Source organism: Neobacillus sp. plas4, from assembly GCF_057221695.1.
Genome location: NZ_CM170152.1, coordinates 430,001 through 448,994, shown reverse-complemented (window position 1 = coordinate 448,994; position 18,994 = coordinate 430,001). Strand labels below are relative to the sequence as shown.

The 18,994-nt window shown below is 45.7% G+C and carries 10 protein-coding genes, 6 rRNA genes and 1 riboswitch (1 of these 17 only partly in view); of the genes, 1 reads left to right on the top strand and 15 read right to left on the bottom strand.

Annotated elements, in window-relative coordinates; all coding sequences use genetic code 11:
* Positions 1-41 precede the first annotated feature (41 nt).
* The 8 genes from purB to AC2TFD_RS02170 form a co-directional block, all read right to left on the bottom strand.
* Positions 42-1,340: an adenylosuccinate lyase gene (gene purB / locus AC2TFD_RS02205; RefSeq protein ID WP_484674862.1), complete on the bottom strand. Its 1,299-nt coding sequence runs from the start codon at positions 1,338-1,340 to the stop codon at positions 42-44.
* Positions 1,337-2,485 (bottom strand): 5-(carboxyamino)imidazole ribonucleotide synthase, encoded by a 1,149-nt coding sequence (purK, locus tag AC2TFD_RS02200; protein ID WP_484674861.1) that lies wholly within the window; start codon positions 2,483-2,485, stop codon positions 1,337-1,339. Before purK ends, purB begins: the two co-directional genes overlap by 4 nt.
* The gene (gene purE, locus AC2TFD_RS02195) at positions 2,478-2,966 is read right to left on the bottom strand and encodes a 5-(carboxyamino)imidazole ribonucleotide mutase (protein ID WP_484674860.1); all 489 of its coding nucleotides are present in this window, start codon (positions 2,964-2,966) and stop codon (positions 2,478-2,480) included. The genes purK and purE overlap by 8 nt, the downstream gene beginning before the upstream one ends.
* Before the next feature lie 176 nt (positions 2,967-3,142).
* A riboswitch (purine riboswitch) is annotated at positions 3,143-3,244 on the bottom strand.
* 85 nt (positions 3,245-3,329) lie between these two features.
* The gene (locus tag AC2TFD_RS02190) at positions 3,330-3,530 is read right to left on the bottom strand and encodes an NETI motif-containing protein (protein WP_484674859.1); all 201 of its coding nucleotides are present in this window, start codon (positions 3,528-3,530) and stop codon (positions 3,330-3,332) included.
* Complete coding sequence (locus tag AC2TFD_RS02185; RefSeq protein ID WP_335509530.1) at positions 3,527-4,069, bottom strand: DUF2179 domain-containing protein; 543 nt, start codon at positions 4,067-4,069, stop codon at positions 3,527-3,529. The genes AC2TFD_RS02190 and AC2TFD_RS02185 overlap by 4 nt, the downstream gene beginning before the upstream one ends.
* Before the next feature lie 107 nt (positions 4,070-4,176).
* Positions 4,177-5,094 (bottom strand): alpha/beta fold hydrolase, encoded by a 918-nt coding sequence (locus AC2TFD_RS02180; RefSeq protein WP_335509532.1) that lies wholly within the window; start codon positions 5,092-5,094, stop codon positions 4,177-4,179.
* A gap of 66 nt (positions 5,095-5,160) precedes the next feature.
* On the bottom strand, positions 5,161-5,613 hold the full coding sequence (locus tag AC2TFD_RS02175; protein WP_484674858.1) for a MarR family winged helix-turn-helix transcriptional regulator: 453 nt from the start codon (positions 5,611-5,613) through the stop codon (positions 5,161-5,163).
* A 360-nt stretch (positions 5,614-5,973) separates the two neighbouring features.
* Positions 5,974-6,135 carry a response regulator gene (locus tag AC2TFD_RS02170; RefSeq protein ID WP_335509535.1) on the bottom strand — a complete coding sequence of 54 codons (162 nt, stop codon included), beginning with the start codon at positions 6,133-6,135 and terminating at the stop codon, positions 5,974-5,976.
* A gap of 54 nt (positions 6,136-6,189) precedes the next feature.
* On the opposite strand from AC2TFD_RS02170, the gene AC2TFD_RS02165 reads away from it, so the two are divergent.
* Complete coding sequence (locus AC2TFD_RS02165; protein WP_484674857.1) at positions 6,190-7,410, top strand: hypothetical protein; 1,221 nt, start codon at positions 6,190-6,192, stop codon at positions 7,408-7,410.
* Between the two features lie 58 nt (positions 7,411-7,468).
* Here the strand turns inward: AC2TFD_RS02165 and AC2TFD_RS02160 are convergent, their stop codons facing one another.
* The 7 genes from AC2TFD_RS02160 to AC2TFD_RS02130 all read right to left on the bottom strand — a co-directional run.
* The gene (locus AC2TFD_RS02160; RefSeq protein ID WP_484674856.1) at positions 7,469-8,365 is read right to left on the bottom strand and encodes a fumarylacetoacetate hydrolase family protein; all 897 of its coding nucleotides are present in this window, start codon (positions 8,363-8,365) and stop codon (positions 7,469-7,471) included.
* A gap of 575 nt (positions 8,366-8,940) precedes the next feature.
* A 5S ribosomal RNA gene (gene rrf, locus AC2TFD_RS02155) occupies positions 8,941-9,056 on the bottom strand.
* A gap of 78 nt (positions 9,057-9,134) precedes the next feature.
* Positions 9,135-12,070, bottom strand: a 23S ribosomal RNA gene (locus AC2TFD_RS02150).
* A gap of 200 nt (positions 12,071-12,270) precedes the next feature.
* A 16S ribosomal RNA gene (locus tag AC2TFD_RS02145) occupies positions 12,271-13,820 on the bottom strand.
* Between the two features lie 319 nt (positions 13,821-14,139).
* A 5S ribosomal RNA gene (gene rrf / locus AC2TFD_RS02140) occupies positions 14,140-14,255 on the bottom strand.
* 79 nt (positions 14,256-14,334) lie between these two features.
* Positions 14,335-17,270 (bottom strand): 23S ribosomal RNA (locus AC2TFD_RS02135).
* A 200-nt stretch (positions 17,271-17,470) separates the two neighbouring features.
* Positions 17,471-18,994, bottom strand: a 16S ribosomal RNA gene (locus tag AC2TFD_RS02130) (it continues 26 nt past the right edge of the window).
* The 16S, 23S and 5S rRNA genes sit together here, the layout of an rRNA operon.

The following is an 18,994-nucleotide window of genomic DNA, read 5'->3' as shown; positions in this document are numbered from 1 at the left end:
TCTTGATAAGTTAGGGGTGCACTTGCACCCCTTCTATTTTTTTACCCGTTCAACCCTAATCGTTCAAAAATGGTATCAACATGCTGAAGGTGATAGTTGTAATCAAAACAGTCAGCAATTTCTTCCGCTGAAAGCAGGCTAGTAATTTTCGGCTCTTCTTCAATCAAGCCGCGGAATGGTACTTGTTTTTCCCATGACTCCATTGTTTTTGGCTGCACAGTATCGTAGGCCTCTTCACGTGATAAGCCTTTGTCAATCAACGCCAGCAGTACTCTCTGTGAGTAAATCAGCCCAAGTGTACGATCCATGTTACGTTTCATGTTTTCCGGGTAGACTGTAAGGTTTTTAATGATGTTGCCAAAACGATTTAACATGTAGTTCAAGGCAATCGTAGCGTCCGGTAAAATGATCCGCTCTGCAGACGAGTGTGAAATATCCCGTTCATGCCATAACGGCACATTTTCATATGCGGTCATCATATAGCCGCGAATCACACGTGCCAAACCAGTCATATTTTCGGACCCAATTGGGTTTCGTTTATGAGGCATTGCTGATGATCCTTTTTGTCCTTTTGCAAAAAACTCTTCTACTTCACGCGTTTCACTTTTTTGTAGCCCGCGGACTTCCACAGCGAATTTTTCTATCGAAGTCGCAATCAATGCAAGAGTGGACATATAGTGTGCATGGCGGTCGCGCTGCAAGGTTTGAGTTGAGATCGGTGCAGGCTGAGTCCCAAGTTTTTCACACACATATTGTTCAACAAACGGGTTAATATTCGCATACGTTCCAACTGCTCCAGAAATTTTTCCAAACTCAACACCAGAAGCGGCCTGATTAAAACGCTCCAGGTTTCGTTTCATTTCTTCGTACCAAAGAGCAAGCTTTAAGCCGAATGTAGTCGGTTCCGCATGTACCCCGTGTGTACGCCCCATCATTACGGTAAATTTATGTTCGATCGCTTTGTTTTTTAGAATTTCTATAAAGTTTTCAAGATCCTTTCGGATAATCGCATTGGCCTGCTTTAATAAGTAAGAAAGCGCGGTATCTACCACATCCGTTGAAGTTAAACCGTAATGTACCCATTTGCGCTCTTCTCCTAATGTCTCGGACACAGCGCGGGTAAAAGCCACAACATCATGTCTAGTCTCTTCTTCGATTTCTCTAATCCGGTCAATATTAAAGAATGCATTCTCACGAAGCTTCTTTACGTCCTCTTTCGGAATTTCTCCTAACTCCGCCCATGCCTCACATGCAAGGATTTCAACCTCCAGCCACGCGTTAAAGCGATTTTCATCTGTCCAAATCGCACCCATTTCAGGTCTTGTATAACGATCAATCATTTTTTGGCCTCCAAACTTTTATCTTCCCAAATGTGACTGTTACTCACATCTTCAAGGGCAGTATCAACCGTATCACATAGAATGGTTACATGCCCCATTTTTCGTTTAAATTTCGCCTCTTTTTTACCGTAAAAATGAACCTTCCAATCCGGTACACATGTTACTTTTTCTAACACGTTTTGAACATGCTCTCCTAATATATTAACCATGACTGCAGGCTTTAATAGCTCAGTCTTACCAAGAGGAAGGTTACACACAGCCCTGATATGCTGTTCGAATTGTGATGTTTCACAAGCTTCAATCGTATAATGCCCTGAATTATGCGGTCTAGGAGCGAGTTCATTTATATAAATTGTATCCTCATCCGTTAAAAACATTTCAACCGCCAGCGTTCCCACTAACTCAAATGCATTGGCAAGCTGAATCGCGGATTGAATGGCCTTATCCTCCGCTTGTTTACTAATACGTGCAGGCACAATCGTTTGGTGGAGAATATTATCCTGATGAATATTTTCGCCAACCGGAAATACTGCTGTTTCCCCTTGCGAATTTCGAACGATTATGACGGAAATTTCTTTCGTAAAAGAAACCCATTTTTCCAAGATACATTGTCCGTGTTCAAGAAGTACTTTAGCCTCTTCAATATCCTGGCTATTTTTAAGAACTGCTTGCCCTTTGCCGTCATAACCGCCGCGTGCTGTTTTCAATACAACGGGATAACCAAGTCGTTCACAATTTTCTTGAAGATCATTCAGCGAATTGATGACCGCATATGGTGCCACCTCGACACCTGCATTTGAAATTGCCGCTTTTTCTTTCACCCGGTCTTGAGTAATTTCAAGCAGGTTCTTACCCTGTGGTACATAGGCTTGATTACAAAGCCATTCAAGCGCTGCAGCATCTATATTTTCAAATTCGTAGGTAATGACATCACTGATTTCAGCAAGTTGGCTAATGGCTGCTAGATCATCATAATTGGCGATAATCTTATAATCTGCCACCTGACCGCATGGAGAATCTTCCGTTGGGTCTAAAACCGCGATTCGATAACCCATTGCTCTTGCGGAAAGGGCCATCATTCTTCCGAGCTGACCGCCGCCAATAATTCCAATCGTTTGTCCTGGTAAAATTGTTTGATTAGACAAGCTCTTCACTACTTTCTATTGCCGCTTTTTTTGCTTCCTCGCGGACTTTCTCAAGTCGTTCTTGTAATTTTGTATCGTTAATCGCTGCGATCTGAGCAGCGAGCAAACCAGCATTCGTGGCTCCTGCCTTCCCAATTGCTACCGTTGCCACTGGTACGCCAGCCGGCATTTGCACAATCGATAATAATGAATCCAACCCATTTAATGCCTTCGATTGAACAGGAACCCCAATCACAGGTAATGTCGTCTTTGCAGCCACCATACCTGGCAGATGAGCAGCACCGCCGGCACCTGCAATGATTACCTTAATTCCCCTTTCTCTAGCATTCTCAGCAAATTCAAACATCAAATCAGGAGTACGGTGTGCTGAAACGACCTTTTTTTCATACGGAACCTCTAACCGGTCAAGGATCTCACAGGCATGCTTCATCGTTTCCCAATCTGATTTACTTCCCATTATTACTGCGACAATCGGATTCATGTTCTCGCCCCTTTTTATAGCTCCAGCGCCCCTGAACAAGTCGCTTGCGCTTTTATTACTTTCTTATATAAAAAGCCCTAAACAGATACTTCCCCAATTTCGCAGAAATGAGAGAAAGTAGTCTGTCCGGGCTATTCGGCACAGATAAAATACCTTGAAATGATTTTGTCATTTCCGGCATTTCCACTTTCCCTCATAGTCCAATCATTTACGGTAATTGGGTAGAAACTTATGGGCCATATTCCCATTATTATACGAGGGTATTACGTAATTTATTTATTTGACACCTTTATATTATAATTTATGGAGCAAATGGTCAATAAAAACGAACAATTTTATTCTTTTAAAATATAACGTTCGCTTTTATTCGATACAAGCTCCTTCAAATATAATCTGCCTTCCGATGGGTTCATAGGCTTTTTCGTTCCCATTAATTACCTCGTGGAAGATCGGTTTTTCCGTACGGCGAATTGGGATATATCCCTGCTTCTTCATACGCTCTAAACAAGCCTCAATACTTTCATCTTCTTGAACCTCAAATTGCATTTTCTTCTTTTTACTCATGAAAACAATTTCCCTCTTTTCACTGATTTCACCCAAAAGCCGCCATGGATCGCTTTTGGTTCATAGGAGATGATAAATGCTTTGGGATCTATACCTTTTATCGTTTCATATAATTTAAGTTCGAATTTCCTTGGAGTCAAGATTTGCAGGGCCATACGATCTCCCTCGAGCCCATGGGCCGCCCAATCTGTCACTCCAAAACCTTTTTCTCTTAAAACCTTTGGCAGATCCTTATCATATTCCTTTGTGATTACATTCACCGTAATATAGCCCAAAGCCAGCTTTTCCTCAATTTTCATCCCGACAATCACACCGATACCGTACCCAACCGCATAAGCTATTAAGTTTTGAATTTCATTAATATTATTCAATACAAGACCAAGTCCTAACACGTAAATCACTACTTCAATCATACTCAGTGACGCCGCTAAATATCGCTGACCTTTTAATGTTAAAATCATCCTGATCGTAAAAAATGATACATAGACAATATTGATAACCAAGATAATCGCGACCATCACAAAACTATTCTCTAACAATGAGTACACCCCTATCACTATTTCGTATTTTGTTAGTGTAACCCTTTTTATAGAATTTTTCATTCATTTTAAATAGACCTGCCATTTTGACAGGTCTCAAGCTAGGATTATTTAACCAAGGGGAATTGATTTGAAGGATTGTCTTTTGCATGGTCAAGGAGTGTAGTTAAAATGTCATTCCAAATTTGGTCATCATCCGTTAAAAAATGACCTGCTACAGGGATAAAGTGAGTTTGGCAATTTGGGATAAGAGAAGCAGCCTTTTTCATTTCCTCTGCCGGAGCCATTCGATCCCCTTGACCATGCCAAACATCAATCGGTACAGCAATGTCAGCAAAGGAAAATCCCCAAGGTTTGGATAATAAAATAGGTTCATTCACACATTCATCCACAGATACTCGAAAGGCTTCGCCCATATGCATCATTAAACCTTTTAACTGTTCATCTGTTTGTAAAAATTGACGATCCCACTCATGTAAATGCTTGTTTCCTTTTTTATTTTGCTCTATGAACTTTTCTGGCTGTTCTTCAAGCAGCTTTTTCGTTGAGCGATAACTTGCTCTTACTAGCCACGGTGCTTTTCTAGCGAGAAAAAAAGCGATTTTATTGGCAGTCATTGTACCTTTTGGAGATTTCCCATTTTCAAATGGAGTGGTGCTGGCTACTAAAGCTACTGATTCAAGTCTTTCAGCGAGCTTATAGGCACAGGCTGCAGCAAATGCGCCGCCTCCTGAAACCCCAATAATCGAGAACTTACCTAGCTTCAAAAAGTCTGCTGCTTCATTTATATCATCAACCCAATCAAGCAGGGTTCGGTTTGGCTTTGGGTCTGATAACCCAAAGCCCGGACGGTCCAACGATATCAATCGAATTCCCAATGTCTTAGAGATTTTATCATCCCCAAGAAATAGTAAGCGGGACCCTGGTGTACCATGAAAAAACATAACTGGCAGCCCTTGCGGCTCTCCATATTCAATCACAGCCAACTTTCTGCCATCTTTTAATGGAACCATATAGTCTCTCATTTCATTCTCCTCCATTATTTAATTTAATTAAATATTTTAGGTAACTTAAATATTACTCAAAAAAATTTACTCCTTCTGAGCTTCGACTGCGATATGATATAGTTTTTCATGAATGTCTAATAACTTCTCCAGATCATCCTTTGGTAATTTCGCATAATATTTTTCAATGATAAATAACTGATTCTTTTCGACCATTTCGTTATAGTGATGACCTTTTTCACCGAGTTGGACGATAATTTCGCGGCGGTTGTCAGGATTGATCTCTCTGTTTATATAATCCTGCTTTTCAAGCTTTGATATAAGCTGACTTGCAGCACTTGCCGTAATCGCTAAAAAGTGTGAGATTTCATTTACAGTCCGATTTTTTACCCTTAATAGTTCTAAGATTACTTGTTGTTTTGTTGAAAGGTCTGCAAACTCATCATTCATTAATTTTTTATAGTCTTCTAAAAATAGTGAACTCAACGCATTGGAGTAATCTAATATTTTGCTGCATAACATTTCTATATCTTTGTTCACTTCTTTCACCTCTTTACATTTCCATTATAAACCAATATAAACATTTAAGTAAACTTAAATGTTTATAAAAGTTAAAAAGCTAAGCTGGTAACCAGCTTAGCCTCTAGATTAATGTTTTTTTCAAGTTTCGTAAATAATGATGACGGATGAATAAAAAATAGATGATTTGTACGATAAAAAAGCTTGCTATTACGATAACCATTTCGGTTGCAATTGACATCGCAAATAAGCTTTGCAACGCCATAAAGGCAAAAACACTGTGAATGATGGCTACAATAATGGGGACAAAGAAAAGCAGTAACAGCTGCTGTGTAACAGTCTTGTTCAGCTCCCCATCTGTTAAACCTACCTTTTTAATGGTTAAACATCCAATAAAACAAGATGTGGGGAATACTGTTCAAATTGGTAAAGGACACTGTCAAAATGATTGACTGACTGGGTATTAAAGCCAAATTTATGTAAATGCTCTTCAAGCAGTGTAACAAGTTGTTTATCATCTTCTACAACAAAAATTTTAAACATATGATTCTCCTTTAATTGGGGATTCTAAGAAAAAAAGATTTTAGGTGGTAACTCATGAAAAAAATACTAGTGTTCGTACTTTTATTATTAACCATTATTCCAAGTGCTGTCTCAGCAATACCGCATGAAAATCTAAAAGCAGCTTTTGTAAGAAACAATGAATTATGGATAAAAATAAAGGAATGGGAAATGAAAATTACAGACTCAGGTTATGTAAGATACCCCAAATGGTCATTCGATGGCAGTTGGATAGCCTATTTGAAGTCAGTAAAAGAGGGGGATGTTTTTGACCTATGGACGTACAATGTAAAAACCAATAAACACTATAAGGTAAAAGAAAATGTCAGTGATAATTTCCAATGGTCCCCTTATGAAAATAAAATCGGATTTCAAGTGGCAAAAAATTTATTTACTATTAATTCCGGACAACTAGGTCAATTTATTCCAGTTGCGAAAAACGTTGAAAACTTTTCTTGGCTTCCAACAGGGAATGGTTTACTTATTTCAACCAAGAAAAATCCAAAACTTAACTCAGATATAATTTTATCAAAAGTTATCTTAAGAAAAAATGAAAAGCCTATGATTAGCTATTTTTACACAATAAACGTGGATAATGATGAAATATTGGTCTCTACTAGTATATTTAAATGGTCAAACGACAAGAATTGGTTGAGCTTTTTATTAATCCCTACCGCTTCCTTATCTGCTGATGGAAATATCTTATCCGTCCTGTCCTCTGATGGAAAAACATTTCACCGAGTGGATGAAATGCTGCGGGAAGATGCCTGGTTCCAATGGGCGCCATTTAACAGCCTATTAGGATATATAGAAGGTACTGGAAGAGAAGCTACCATTACTAAGCTATTAAAGGTTTTAAATGCCCCAACAATGGAAAATGATGTTTATACCCCTGCCGGTTTTGTAGATCGCGATTTAACTTGGCAAGACAACTGGACTATCTTCGTTTCACGTTCGAAGGAAAGTGGTGAAGGAATCTTAGACAGAAGACCATTGCCAAACCTATATAAGATTAATCTATCGGATAATAAACAAACCCAGGTAACTGCTCCACCTGTAAAGTATGGGGATTTTAGACCTCAAGTCGTTAAAAATAATCTAATTTGGATAAGAACAGATCGGAGGAATACACATGTACTCGTATCGCCTACCTATCAAATGAATGAAATGGTTTGGATTAACAATATCAATATTGGCAGTTCTTACTATGAAAAATGGAGTTGGGATGAGGTATTTAGTTTATATACGGGGCGCTAATTTTTATGTTTAGGAGGAGCACCAGGCAGGTTTATAGTGCCTGTCTCCTCCCCCAGACTTAAATGTCTTCAACTAATGTATTGGTAAGTGTACCTAACTTTTCAACTTCAACCGTTACCACATCACCCGGTTTCAAGTAAACTCTCTTTTCCCTTGGATATCCAATGATAACACCTTCAGGAGTTCCAGTAAGAATCACATCACCTGGTGTAAGAGTCATATGCTGTGAAACATAGCTGACAATCTCTTCAACATTAAAAATCATATCGGATGTATTGGAATCTTGACGTTTTTCTCCATTTACATATGTTTTTAATTGCAACTTGTTGGGATCCCCTGCTTCATTCGCTGTGACAAGATATGGACCGATAGGGCAGAAGCCATCAGATGTTTTTCCAAGCAGCCATTGATGTGTTCTTTTTTGCAGGTCACGTGCTGAAAAATCATTTGCTGTGCAGTAGCCAAAAACATATTCTAATGCATTTTCCTTACTTACATACTTCGCTTCTTTCCCTATTACTACCCCTAATTCAACTTCATAATCCAGTCGCTGGGTCACCTTTGGTACAGCTATCTCACATTTATGTCCTGTTAATGTATTATTAAATTTGCTAAATAATATTGGTACATCCGGATAGGGAGCTCTTGTTTCATCTGCATGTTTGCGATAATTTAAACCTATACAAATAATCTTGTTCGGCTGTGTGACACAAGGTCCCCACTCTATCTCTTCTTCACTTTTGATGTAATTTGGTTGATCTTCAACTGGCAGATTGGCAATATAGTCCTCGACTAAAGAAATCGCTTCCTGACCACCTGCGATTACATCCATGATATTTGTATGTATTTGATTATTAGGGCTAACTTTTAATGCCTCTTCAAGGTCAATAAGGCCATTCTCCGTTTTTACTCCTAACACATTCCTGCCTTCTTTTATGATCGTTACTAGTTTCATTGAATTGGTATCCTCCTTGTTTTCGCATCCTTACCAACTCATTTCTCTATTACTTACTTTTTATCCTTCCATTGGTCTTTAATTAATTGAAGTTATTTTTAGAAAAGACACACTCGTTATATTAAAAGTGCATGATTAACTATTTTGTGCCCGTAGTCCAGTCAATCGTTAATTACGGTAAGATTCAAATCGTGATTGTGCCCCTAATCCGGTCAATCGCTATTTACGGTAACAATCCAGTCGTGATTGTGCCCCTAATCTGGTCAATCGCTAATTACGGTAGCAATCCAGTCGTGATTGTGCCCCTATTCCGGTCAATCGCTAATTACGGTAACAATCCAGTCGTGATTGTGCCCCTAATCTGGTCAATCGCTAATTACGGTAGCAATCCAGTCGTGATTGTGCCCCTATTCCGGTCAATCGCTAATTACTGTAACAATCAGTCGTGATTGTGCCTCTAATCTGGTCAATTGTTAATTAGGGTAACAATCCAATCATTACTCTGCTTTATAAAAGTGAATCATTTCAGAAAACACACAAAAAAACACAACCTTCATCAGGTTGTGCTTCAGTTTGCCTGGCAACGTCCTACTCTCACAGGGACAAAGTCCCAACTACCATCGGCGCTGAGAAGCTTAACTTCCGTGTTCGGTATGGGAACGGGTGTGACCTTCTCGCCATTGCTGCCAGACTATTTAATTGAGGTTCATTCCCTCAAAACTAGATAATGTCAGAAGAAGTTAGTAAAAACGAGTTCATCTTTTAAAAATTGGTTAAGTCCTCGAACGATTAGTATCAGTCAGCTCCACACGTCACCGCGCTTCCACCTCTGACCTATCAACCTGATCATCTTTCAGGGTTCTTACTAGCTTGACGCTATGGGAAATCTCATCTTGAGGGGGGCTTCATGCTTAGATGCTTTCAGCACTTATCCCGTCCGCACATAGCTACCCAGCGATGCCTTTGGCAAGACAACTGGTACACCAGCGGTGCGTCCATCCCGGTCCTCTCGTACTAAGGACAGCTCCTCTCAAATTTCCTGCGCCCACGACGGATAGGGACCGAACTGTCTCACGACGTTCTGAACCCAGCTCGCGTACCGCTTTAATGGGCGAACAGCCCAACCCTTGGGACCGACTACAGCCCCAGGATGCGATGAGCCGACATCGAGGTGCCAAACCTCCCCGTCGATGTGGACTCTTGGGGGAGATAAGCCTGTTATCCCCGGGGTAGCTTTTATCCGTTGAGCGATGGCCCTTCCATGCGGAACCACCGGATCACTAAGCCCGACTTTCGTCCCTGCTCGACTTGTAGGTCTCGCAGTCAAGCTCCCTTGTGCCTTTACACTCTGCGAATGATTTCCAACCATTCTGAGGGAACCTTTGGGCGCCTCCGTTACTCTTTAGGAGGCGACCGCCCCAGTCAAACTGCCCACCTGACACTGTCTCCCACCCCGATCAGGGGTGAGGGTTAGAATTTCAATACAGCCAGGGTAGTATCCCACCGACGCCTCCACCGAAGCTGGCGCTCCGGCTTCTCAGGCTCCTACCTATCCTGTACAAGCTGTACCAAAATTCAATATCAGGCTACAGTAAAGCTCCACGGGGTCTTTCCGTCCTGTCGCGGGTAACCTGCATCTTCACAGGTAGTATAATTTCACCGAGTCTCTCGTTGAGACAGTGCCCAGATCGTTACGCCTTTCGTGCGGGTCGGAACTTACCCGACAAGGAATTTCGCTACCTTAGGACCGTTATAGTTACGGCCGCCGTTTACTGGGGCTTCGATTCAGAGCTTCGCTTAGAGCTAACCCCTCCTCTTAACCTTCCAGCACCGGGCAGGCGTCAGCCCCTATACTTCGCCTTGCGGCTTCGCAGAGACCTGTGTTTTTGCTAAACAGTCGCCTGGGCCTATTCACTGCGGCTCTTCGAGGCTATTCACCTCAAAAAGCACCCCTTCTCCCGAAGTTACGGGGTCATTTTGCCGAGTTCCTTAACGAGAGTTCTCTCGCTCACCTTAGGATTCTCTCCTCGCCTACCTGTGTCGGTTTGCGGTACGGGCACCTTTTATCTCGCTAGAGGCTTTTCTTGGCAGTGTGGAATCAGGAACTTCGGTACTATATTTCCCTCGGCATCACAGCTCAGCCTTACGGTGAACGGATTTTCCTATTCACCAGCCTACCTGCTTACACGCACATATCCAACAGTGCGCTTACCCTATCCTCCTGCGTCCCCCCATCACTCAAACGATAAAGAGGTGGTACAGGAATATCAACCTGTTGTCCATCGCCTACGCCTTTCGGCCTCGGCTTAGGTCCCGACTAACCCTGAGAGGACGAGCCTTCCTCAGGAAACCTTAGGCATACGGTGGATGGGATTCTCACCCATCTTTCGCTACTCATACCGGCATTCTCACTTCTAAGCGCTCCACCAGTCCTTACGGTCTAGCTTCAACGCCCTTAGAACGCTCTCCTACCACTGACATCGTAGATGTCAATCCACAGCTTCGGTGTTACGTTTAGCCCCGGTACATTTTCGGCGCAGAGTCACTCGACCAGTGAGCTATTACGCACTCTTTAAATGGTGGCTGCTTCTAAGCCAACATCCTGGTTGTCTAAGCAACTCCACATCCTTTTCCACTTAACGTAAACTTTGGGACCTTAGCTGGTGGTCTGGGCTGTTTCCCTTTTGACTACGGATCTTATCACTCGCAGTCTGACTCCCACGGATAAGTCTTTGGCATTCGGAGTTTGTCTGAATTCGGTAACCCGATGAGGGCCCCTAGTCCAAACAGTGCTCTACCTCCAAGACTCTTACAACGTGAGGCTAGCCCTAAAGCTATTTCGGAGAGAACCAGCTATCTCCAAGTTCGATTGGAATTTCTCCGCTACCCACACCTCATCCCCGCACTTTTCAACGTGCGTGGGTTCGGGCCTCCATCCAGTGTTACCTGGACTTCACCCTGGACATGGGTAGATCACCTGGTTTCGGGTCTACGACCACATACTTATTCGCCCTATTCAGACTCGCTTTCGCTGCGGCTCCGTCTCTTCAACTTAACCTTGCATGGGATCGTAACTCGCCGGTTCATTCTACAAAAGGCACGCCATCACCCATGAACGGGCTCTGACTACTTGTAGGCACACGGTTTCAGGATCTATTTCACTCCCCTTCCGGGGTGCTTTTCACCTTTCCCTCACGGTACTGGTTCACTATCGGTCACTAGGGAGTATTTAGCCTTGGGAGATGGTCCTCCCAGCTTCCGACCGGATTTCTCGTGTCCGGCCGTACTCAGGATCCACTCAGGAGGGAACGAAGTTTCAACTACAGGGTTTTTACCTTCTATGACGGGCCTTTCCAGACCGCTTCATCTACCCCGTTCCTTTGTAACTCCATGTTGAGTGTCCTACAACCCCAAGAGGCAAGCCTCTTGGTTTGGGCTATGTCCCGTTTCGCTCGCCGCTACTCAGGGAATCGCGTTTGCTTTCTCTTCCTCCGGGTACTTAGATGTTTCAGTTCCCCGGGTCTGCCTTCAATACCCTATGTATTCAGGTAAAGATACTGCTCCATTACGAGCAGTGGGTTCCCCCATTCGGAAATCTCCGGATCAAAGCTTACTTACAGCTCCCCGAAGCATATCGGTGTTAGTCCCGTCCTTCATCGGCTCCTAGTGCCAAGGCATCCACCGTGCGCCCTTTCTAACTTAACCTAAATGGTTATTCTCTTAATTTAATAAGAGAGAAAAACTAAAATGGCAATTCACTCGGTTTTTACTTGGTTTCTTCTTCTTACGATTATCTAGTTTTCAAAGAACGATTAAAAAAAGCTTTGAGAGAATTGTACTCTCAAAACTAAACAAACAAGTAACAGTCAACGTTTATCAGTCCACAAGGACTGTATATTCCTTAGAAAGGAGGTGATCCAGCCGCACCTTCCGATACGGCTACCTTGTTACGACTTCACCCCAATCATCTGTCCCACCTTAGGCGGCTGGCTCCTTACGGTTACCCCACCGACTTCGGGTGTTACAAACTCTCGTGGTGTGACGGGCGGTGTGTACAAGGCCCGGGAACGTATTCACCGCGGCATGCTGATCCGCGATTACTAGCGATTCCGGCTTCATGTAGGCGAGTTGCAGCCTACAATCCGAACTGAGAATGGTTTTATGGGATTGGCTAAACCTCGCGGTCTTGCAGCCCTTTGTACCATCCATTGTAGCACGTGTGTAGCCCAGGTCATAAGGGGCATGATGATTTGACGTCATCCCCACCTTCCTCCGGTTTGTCACCGGCAGTCTCCTTAGAGTGCCCAACTGAATGCTGGCAACTAAGAACAAGGGTTGCGCTCGTTGCGGGACTTAACCCAACATCTCACGACACGAGCTGACGACAACCATGCACCACCTGTCACTCTGTCCCCCGAAGGGGAACGTCCTATCTCTAGGAGTGTCAGAGGATGTCAAGACCTGGTAAGGTTCTTCGCGTTGCTTCGAATTAAACCACATGCTCCACCGCTTGTGCGGGCCCCCGTCAATTCCTTTGAGTTTCAGCCTTGCGGCCGTACTCCCCAGGCGGAGTGCTTAATGCGTTAGCTGCAGCACTAAAGGGCGGAAACCCTCTAACACTTAGCACTCATCGTTTACGGCGTGGACTACCAGGGTATCTAATCCTGTTTGCTCCCCACGCTTTCGCGCCTCAGCGTCAGTTACAGACCAGAAAGCCGCCTTCGCCACTGGTGTTCCTCCACATCTCTACGCATTTCACCGCTACACGTGGAATTCCGCTTTCCTCTTCTGTACTCAAGTCCCCCAGTTTCCAATGACCCTCCACGGTTGAGCCGTGGGCTTTCACATCAGACTTAAAGGACCGCCTGCGCGCGCTTTACGCCCAATAATTCCGGACAACGCTTGCCACCTACGTATTACCGCGGCTGCTGGCACGTAGTTAGCCGTGGCTTTCTGGTTAGGTACCGTCAAGGTACCGGCAGTTACTCCGGTACTTGTTCTTCCCTAACAACAGAGCTTTACGACCCGAAGGCCTTCATCGCTCACGCGGCGTTGCTCCGTCAGACTTTCGTCCATTGCGGAAGATTCCCTACTGCTGCCTCCCGTAGGAGTCTGGGCCGTGTCTCAGTCCCAGTGTGGCCGATCACCCTCTCAGGTCGGCTACGCATCGTCGCCTTGGTGAGCCGTTACCTCACCAACTAGCTAATGCGCCGCGGGCCCATCTGTAAGTGTCAGCGTAAACCGACTTTCAGCTTCCCCTCATGAGAGGGAAAGAATTATCCGGTATTAGCACCGGTTTCCCGGTGTTATCCCAGTCTTACAGGCAGGTTGCCCACGTGTTACTCACCCGTCCGCCGCTAATCAAGAGGTGCAAGCACCTCAAGATTCGCTCGACTTGCATGTATTAGGCACGCCGCCAGCGTTCGTCCTGAGCCAGGATCAAACTCTCCAAGAAAGTTGATATAGCTCATTTTGTTACGTTGGCTTAGCTTTTATTAAAAGCTAAAAAATTGTTTGTTGACGTTCTTGTTTGTTTAGTTTTCAAAGAACAATTTATCGCTTGTGTTTCAGCGACTGGATTAATAGTATATCGCATTTCTACTACTATATCAATTATTAATTATTTCCAATTTATTAGAAGTAAGTAATGTTGACATGGTGCTTTCTGAGCGACTTTACTATCATAACACCATCGGTGTTATTAATGCAAGAGAAAGTTTTTTCCATTTCTCATTAAGGGATTAAAAAAGACAGAAAGATTATTTCTGTCTTTCGCCTGGCAACGTCCTACTCTCACAGGGACAAAGTCCCAACTACCATCGGCGCTGAGAAGCTTAACTTCCGTGTTCGGTATGGGAACGGGTGTGACCTTCTCGCTATTGCTGCCAGACTATTTAATTGAGGTTCATTCCCTCAAAACTAGATAATGTCAGAAGAAGTTTAGTAAAAACGAGTTCATCTTTTAAAAATTGGTTAAGTCCTCGAACGATTAGTATCAGTCAGCTCCACACGTCACCGCGCTTCCACCTCTGACCTATCAACCTGATCATCTTTCAGGGTTCTTACTAGCTTGACGCTATGGGAAATCTCATCTTGAGGGGGGCTTCATGCTTAGATGCTTTCAGCACTTATCCCGTCCGCACATAGCTACCCAGCGATGCCTTTGGCAAGACAACTGGTACACCAGCGGTGCGTCCATCCCGGTCCTCTCGTACTAAGGACAGCTCCTCTCAAATTTCCTGCGCCCACGACGGATAGGGACCGAACTGTCTCACGACGTTCTGAACCCAGCTCGCGTACCGCTTTAATGGGCGAACAGCCCAACCCTTGGGACCGACTACAGCCCCAGGATGCGATGAGCCGACATCGAGGTGCCAAACCTCCCCGTCGATGTGGACTCTTGGGGGAGATAAGCCTGTTATCCCCGGGGTAGCTTTTATCCGTTGAGCGATGGCCCTTCCATGCGGAACCACCGGATCACTAAGCCCGACTTTCGTCCCTGCTCGACTTGTAGGTCTCGCAGTCAAGCTCCCTTGTGCCTTTACACTCTGCGAATGATTTCCAACCATTCTGAGGGAACCTTTGGGCGCCTCCGTTACTCTTTAGGAGGCGACCGCCCCAGTCAAACTGCCCACCTGACACTGTCTCCCACCCCGATCAGGGGTGAGGGTTAGAATTTCAATACAGCCAGGGTAGTATCCCACCGACGCCTCCACCGAAGCTGGCGCTCCGGCTTCTCAGGCTCCTACCTATCCTGTACAAGCTGTACCAAAATTCAATATCAGGCTACAGTAAAGCTCCACGGGGTCTTTCCGTCCTGTCGCGGGTAACCTGCATCTTCACAGGTAGTATAATTTCACCGAGTCTCTCGTTGAGACAGTGCCCAGATCGTTACGCCTTTCGTGCGGGTCGGAACTTACCCGACAAGGAATTTCGCTACCTTAGGACCGTTATAGTTACGGCCGCCGTTTACTGGGGCTTCGATTCAGAGCTTCGCTTAGAGCTAACCCCTCCTCTTAACCTTCCAGCACCGGGCAGGCGTCAGCCCCTATACTTCGCCTTGCGGCTTCGCAGAGACCTGTGTTTTTGCTAAACAGTCGCCTGGGCCTATTCACTGCGGCTCTTCGAGGCTATTCACCTCAAAAAGCACCCCTTCTCCCGAAGTTACGGGGTCATTTTGCCGAGTTCCTTAACGAGAGTTCTCTCGCTCACCTTAGGATTCTCTCCTCGCCTACCTGTGTCGGTTTGCGGTACGGGCACCTTTTATCTCGCTAGAGGCTTTTCTTGGCAGTGTGGAATCAGGAACTTCGGTACTATATTTCCCTCGGCATCACAGCTCAGCCTTACGGTGAACGGATTTTCCTATTCACCAGCCTACCTGCTTACACGCACATATCCAACAGTGCGCTTACCCTATCCTCCTGCGTCCCCCCATCACTCAAACGATAAAGAGGTGGTACAGGAATATCAACCTGTTGTCCATCGCCTACGCCTTTCGGCCTCGGCTTAGGTCCCGACTAACCCTGAGAGGACGAGCCTTCCTCAGGAAACCTTAGGCATACGGTGGATGGGATTCTCACCCATCTTTCGCTACTCATACCGGCATTCTCACTTCTAAGCGCTCCACCAGTCCTTACGGTCTAGCTTCAACGCCCTTAGAACGCTCTCCTACCACTGACATCGTAGATGTCAATCCACAGCTTCGGTGTTACGTTTAGCCCCGGTACATTTTCGGCGCAGAGTCACTCGACCAGTGAGCTATTACGCACTCTTTAAATGGTGGCTGCTTCTAAGCCAACATCCTGGTTGTCTAAGCAACTCCACATCCTTTTCCACTTAACGTAAACTTTGGGACCTTAGCTGGTGGTCTGGGCTGTTTCCCTTTTGACTACGGATCTTATCACTCGCAGTCTGACTCCCACGGATAAGTCTTTGGCATTCGGAGTTTGTCTGAATTCGGTAACCCGATGAGGGCCCCTAGTCCAAACAGTGCTCTACCTCCAAGACTCTTACAACGTGAGGCTAGCCCTAAAGCTATTTCGGAGAGAACCAGCTATCTCCAAGTTCGATTGGAATTTCTCCGCTACCCACACCTCATCCCCGCACTTTTCAACGTGCGTGGGTTCGGGCCTCCATCCAGTGTTACCTGGACTTCACCCTGGACATGGGTAGATCACCTGGTTTCGGGTCTACGACCACATACTTATTCGCCCTATTCAGACTCGCTTTCGCTGCGGCTCCGTCTCTTCAACTTAACCTTGCATGGGATCGTAACTCGCCGGTTCATTCTACAAAAGGCACGCCATCACCCATGAACGGGCTCTGACTACTTGTAGGCACACGGTTTCAGGATCTATTTCACTCCCCTTCCGGGGTGCTTTTCACCTTTCCCTCACGGTACTGGTTCACTATCGGTCACTAGGGAGTATTTAGCCTTGGGAGATGGTCCTCCCAGCTTCCGACCGGATTTCTCGTGTCCGGCCGTACTCAGGATCCACTCAGGAGGGAACGAAGTTTCAACTACAGGGTTTTTACCTTCTATGACGGGCCTTTCCAGACCGCTTCATCTACCCCGTTCCTTTGTAACTCCATGTTGAGTGTCCTACAACCCCAAGAGGCAAGCCTCTTGGTTTGGGCTATGTCCCGTTTCGCTCGCCGCTACTCAGGGAATCGCGTTTGCTTTCTCTTCCTCCGGGTACTTAGATGTTTCAGTTCCCCGGGTCTGCCTTCAATACCCTATGTATTCAGGTAAAGATACTGCTCCATTACGAGCAGTGGGTTCCCCCATTCGGAAATCTCCGGATCAAAGCTTACTTACAGCTCCCCGAAGCATATCGGTGTTAGTCCCGTCCTTCATCGGCTCCTAGTGCCAAGGCATCCACCGTGCGCCCTTTCTAACTTAACCTAAATGGTTATTCTCTTAATTCAATAAGAGAGAAAAACTAAAATGGCAATTCACTCGGTTTTTACTTGGTTTCTTCTTCTTACGATTATCTAGTTTTCAAAGAACGATTAAAAAAAGCTTTGAGAGAATTGTACTCTCAAAACTAAACAAACAAGTAACAGTCAACGTTTATCAGTCCACAAGGACTGTATATTCCTTAGAAAGGAGGTGATCCAGCCGCACCTTCCGATACGGCTACCTTGTTACGACTTCACCCCAATCATCTGTCCCACCTTAGGCGGCTGGCTCCTTACGGTTACCCCACCGACTTCGGGTGTTACAAACTCTCGTGGTGTGACGGGCGGTGTGTACAAGGCCCGGGAACGTATTCACCGCGGCATGCTGATCCGCGATTACTAGCGATTCCGGCTTCATGTAGGCGAGTTGCAGCCTACAATCCGAACTGAGAATGGTTTTATGGGATTGGCTAAACCTCGCGGTCTTGCAGCCCTTTGTACCATCCATTGTAGCACGTGTGTAGCCCAGGTCATAAGGGGCATGATGATTTGACGTCATCCCCACCTTCCTCCGGTTTGTCACCGGCAGTCTCCTTAGAGTGCCCAACTGAATGCTGGCAACTAAGAACAAGGGTTGCGCTCGTTGCGGGACTTAACCCAACATCTCACGACACGAGCTGACGACAACCATGCACCACCTGTCACTCTGTCCCCCGAAGGGGAACGTCCTATCTCTAGGAGTGTCAGAGGATGTCAAGACCTGGTAAGGTTCTTCGCGTTGCTTCGAATTAAACCACATGCTCCACCGCTTGTGCGGGCCCCCGTCAATTCCTTTGAGTTTCAGCCTTGCGGCCGTACTCCCCAGGCGGAGTGCTTAATGCGTTAGCTGCAGCACTAAAGGGCGGAAACCCTCTAACACTTAGCACTCATCGTTTACGGCGTGGACTACCAGGGTATCTAATCCTGTTTGCTCCCCACGCTTTCGCGCCTCAGCGTCAGTTACAGACCAGAAAGCCGCCTTCGCCACTGGTGTTCCTCCACATCTCTACGCATTTCACCGCTACACGTGGAATTCCGCTTTCCTCTTCTGTACTCAAGTCCCCCAGTTTCCAATGACCCTCCACGGTTGAGCCGTGGGCTTTCACATCAGACTTAAAGGACCGCCTGCGCGCGCTTTACGCCCAATAATTCCGGACAACGCTTGCCACCTACGTATTACCGCGGCTGCTGGCACGTAGTTAGCCGTGGCTTTCTGGTTAGGTACCGTCAAGGTACCGGCAGTTACTCCGGTACTTGTTCTTCCCTAACAACAGAGCTTTACGACCCGAAGGCCTTCATCGCTCACGCGGCGTTGCTCCGTCAGACTTTCGTCCATTGCGGAAGATTCCCTACTGCTGCCTCCCGTAGGAGTCTGGGCCGTGTCTCAGTCCCAGTGTGGCCGATCACCCTCTCAGGTCGGCTACGCATCGTCGCCTTGGTGAGCCGTTACCTCACCAACTAGCTAATGCGCCGCGGGCCCATCTGTAAGTGTCAGCGTAAACCGACTTTCAGCTTCCCCTCATGAGAGGGAAAGAATTATCCGGTATTAGCACCGGTTTCCCGGTGTTATCCCAGTCTTACAGGCAGGTTGCCCACGTGTTACTCACCCGTCCGCCGCTAACCAAGAGGTGCAAGCACCTCAAGATTCGCTCGACTTGCATGTATTAGGCACGCCGCCAGCGTTCGTCC

Coding starts and splice junctions, on each gene's coding strand:
- AC2TFD_RS02180 (WP_335509532.1), bottom strand. CDS start 5,094: ATGAGAGACTATATGGTTCCATTAAAAGATGGCAGAAAGTTGGCTGTG.
- purB (WP_484674862.1), bottom strand. CDS start 1,340: ATGATTGATCGTTATACAAGACCTGAAATGGGTGCGATTTGGACAGAT.
- AC2TFD_RS02165 (WP_484674857.1), top strand. CDS start 6,190: ATGAAAAAAATACTAGTGTTCGTACTTTTATTATTAACCATTATTCCA.
- purE (WP_484674860.1), bottom strand. CDS start 2,966: ATGAATCCGATTGTCGCAGTAATAATGGGAAGTAAATCAGATTGGGAA.
- AC2TFD_RS02170 (WP_335509535.1), bottom strand. CDS start 6,135: ATGTTTAAAATTTTTGTTGTAGAAGATGATAAACAACTTGTTACACTG.
- AC2TFD_RS02160 (WP_484674856.1), bottom strand. CDS start 8,365: ATGAAACTAGTAACGATCATAAAAGAAGGCAGGAATGTGTTAGGAGTA.
- AC2TFD_RS02190 (WP_484674859.1), bottom strand. CDS start 3,530: ATGAGTAAAAAGAAGAAAATGCAATTTGAGGTTCAAGAAGATGAAAGT.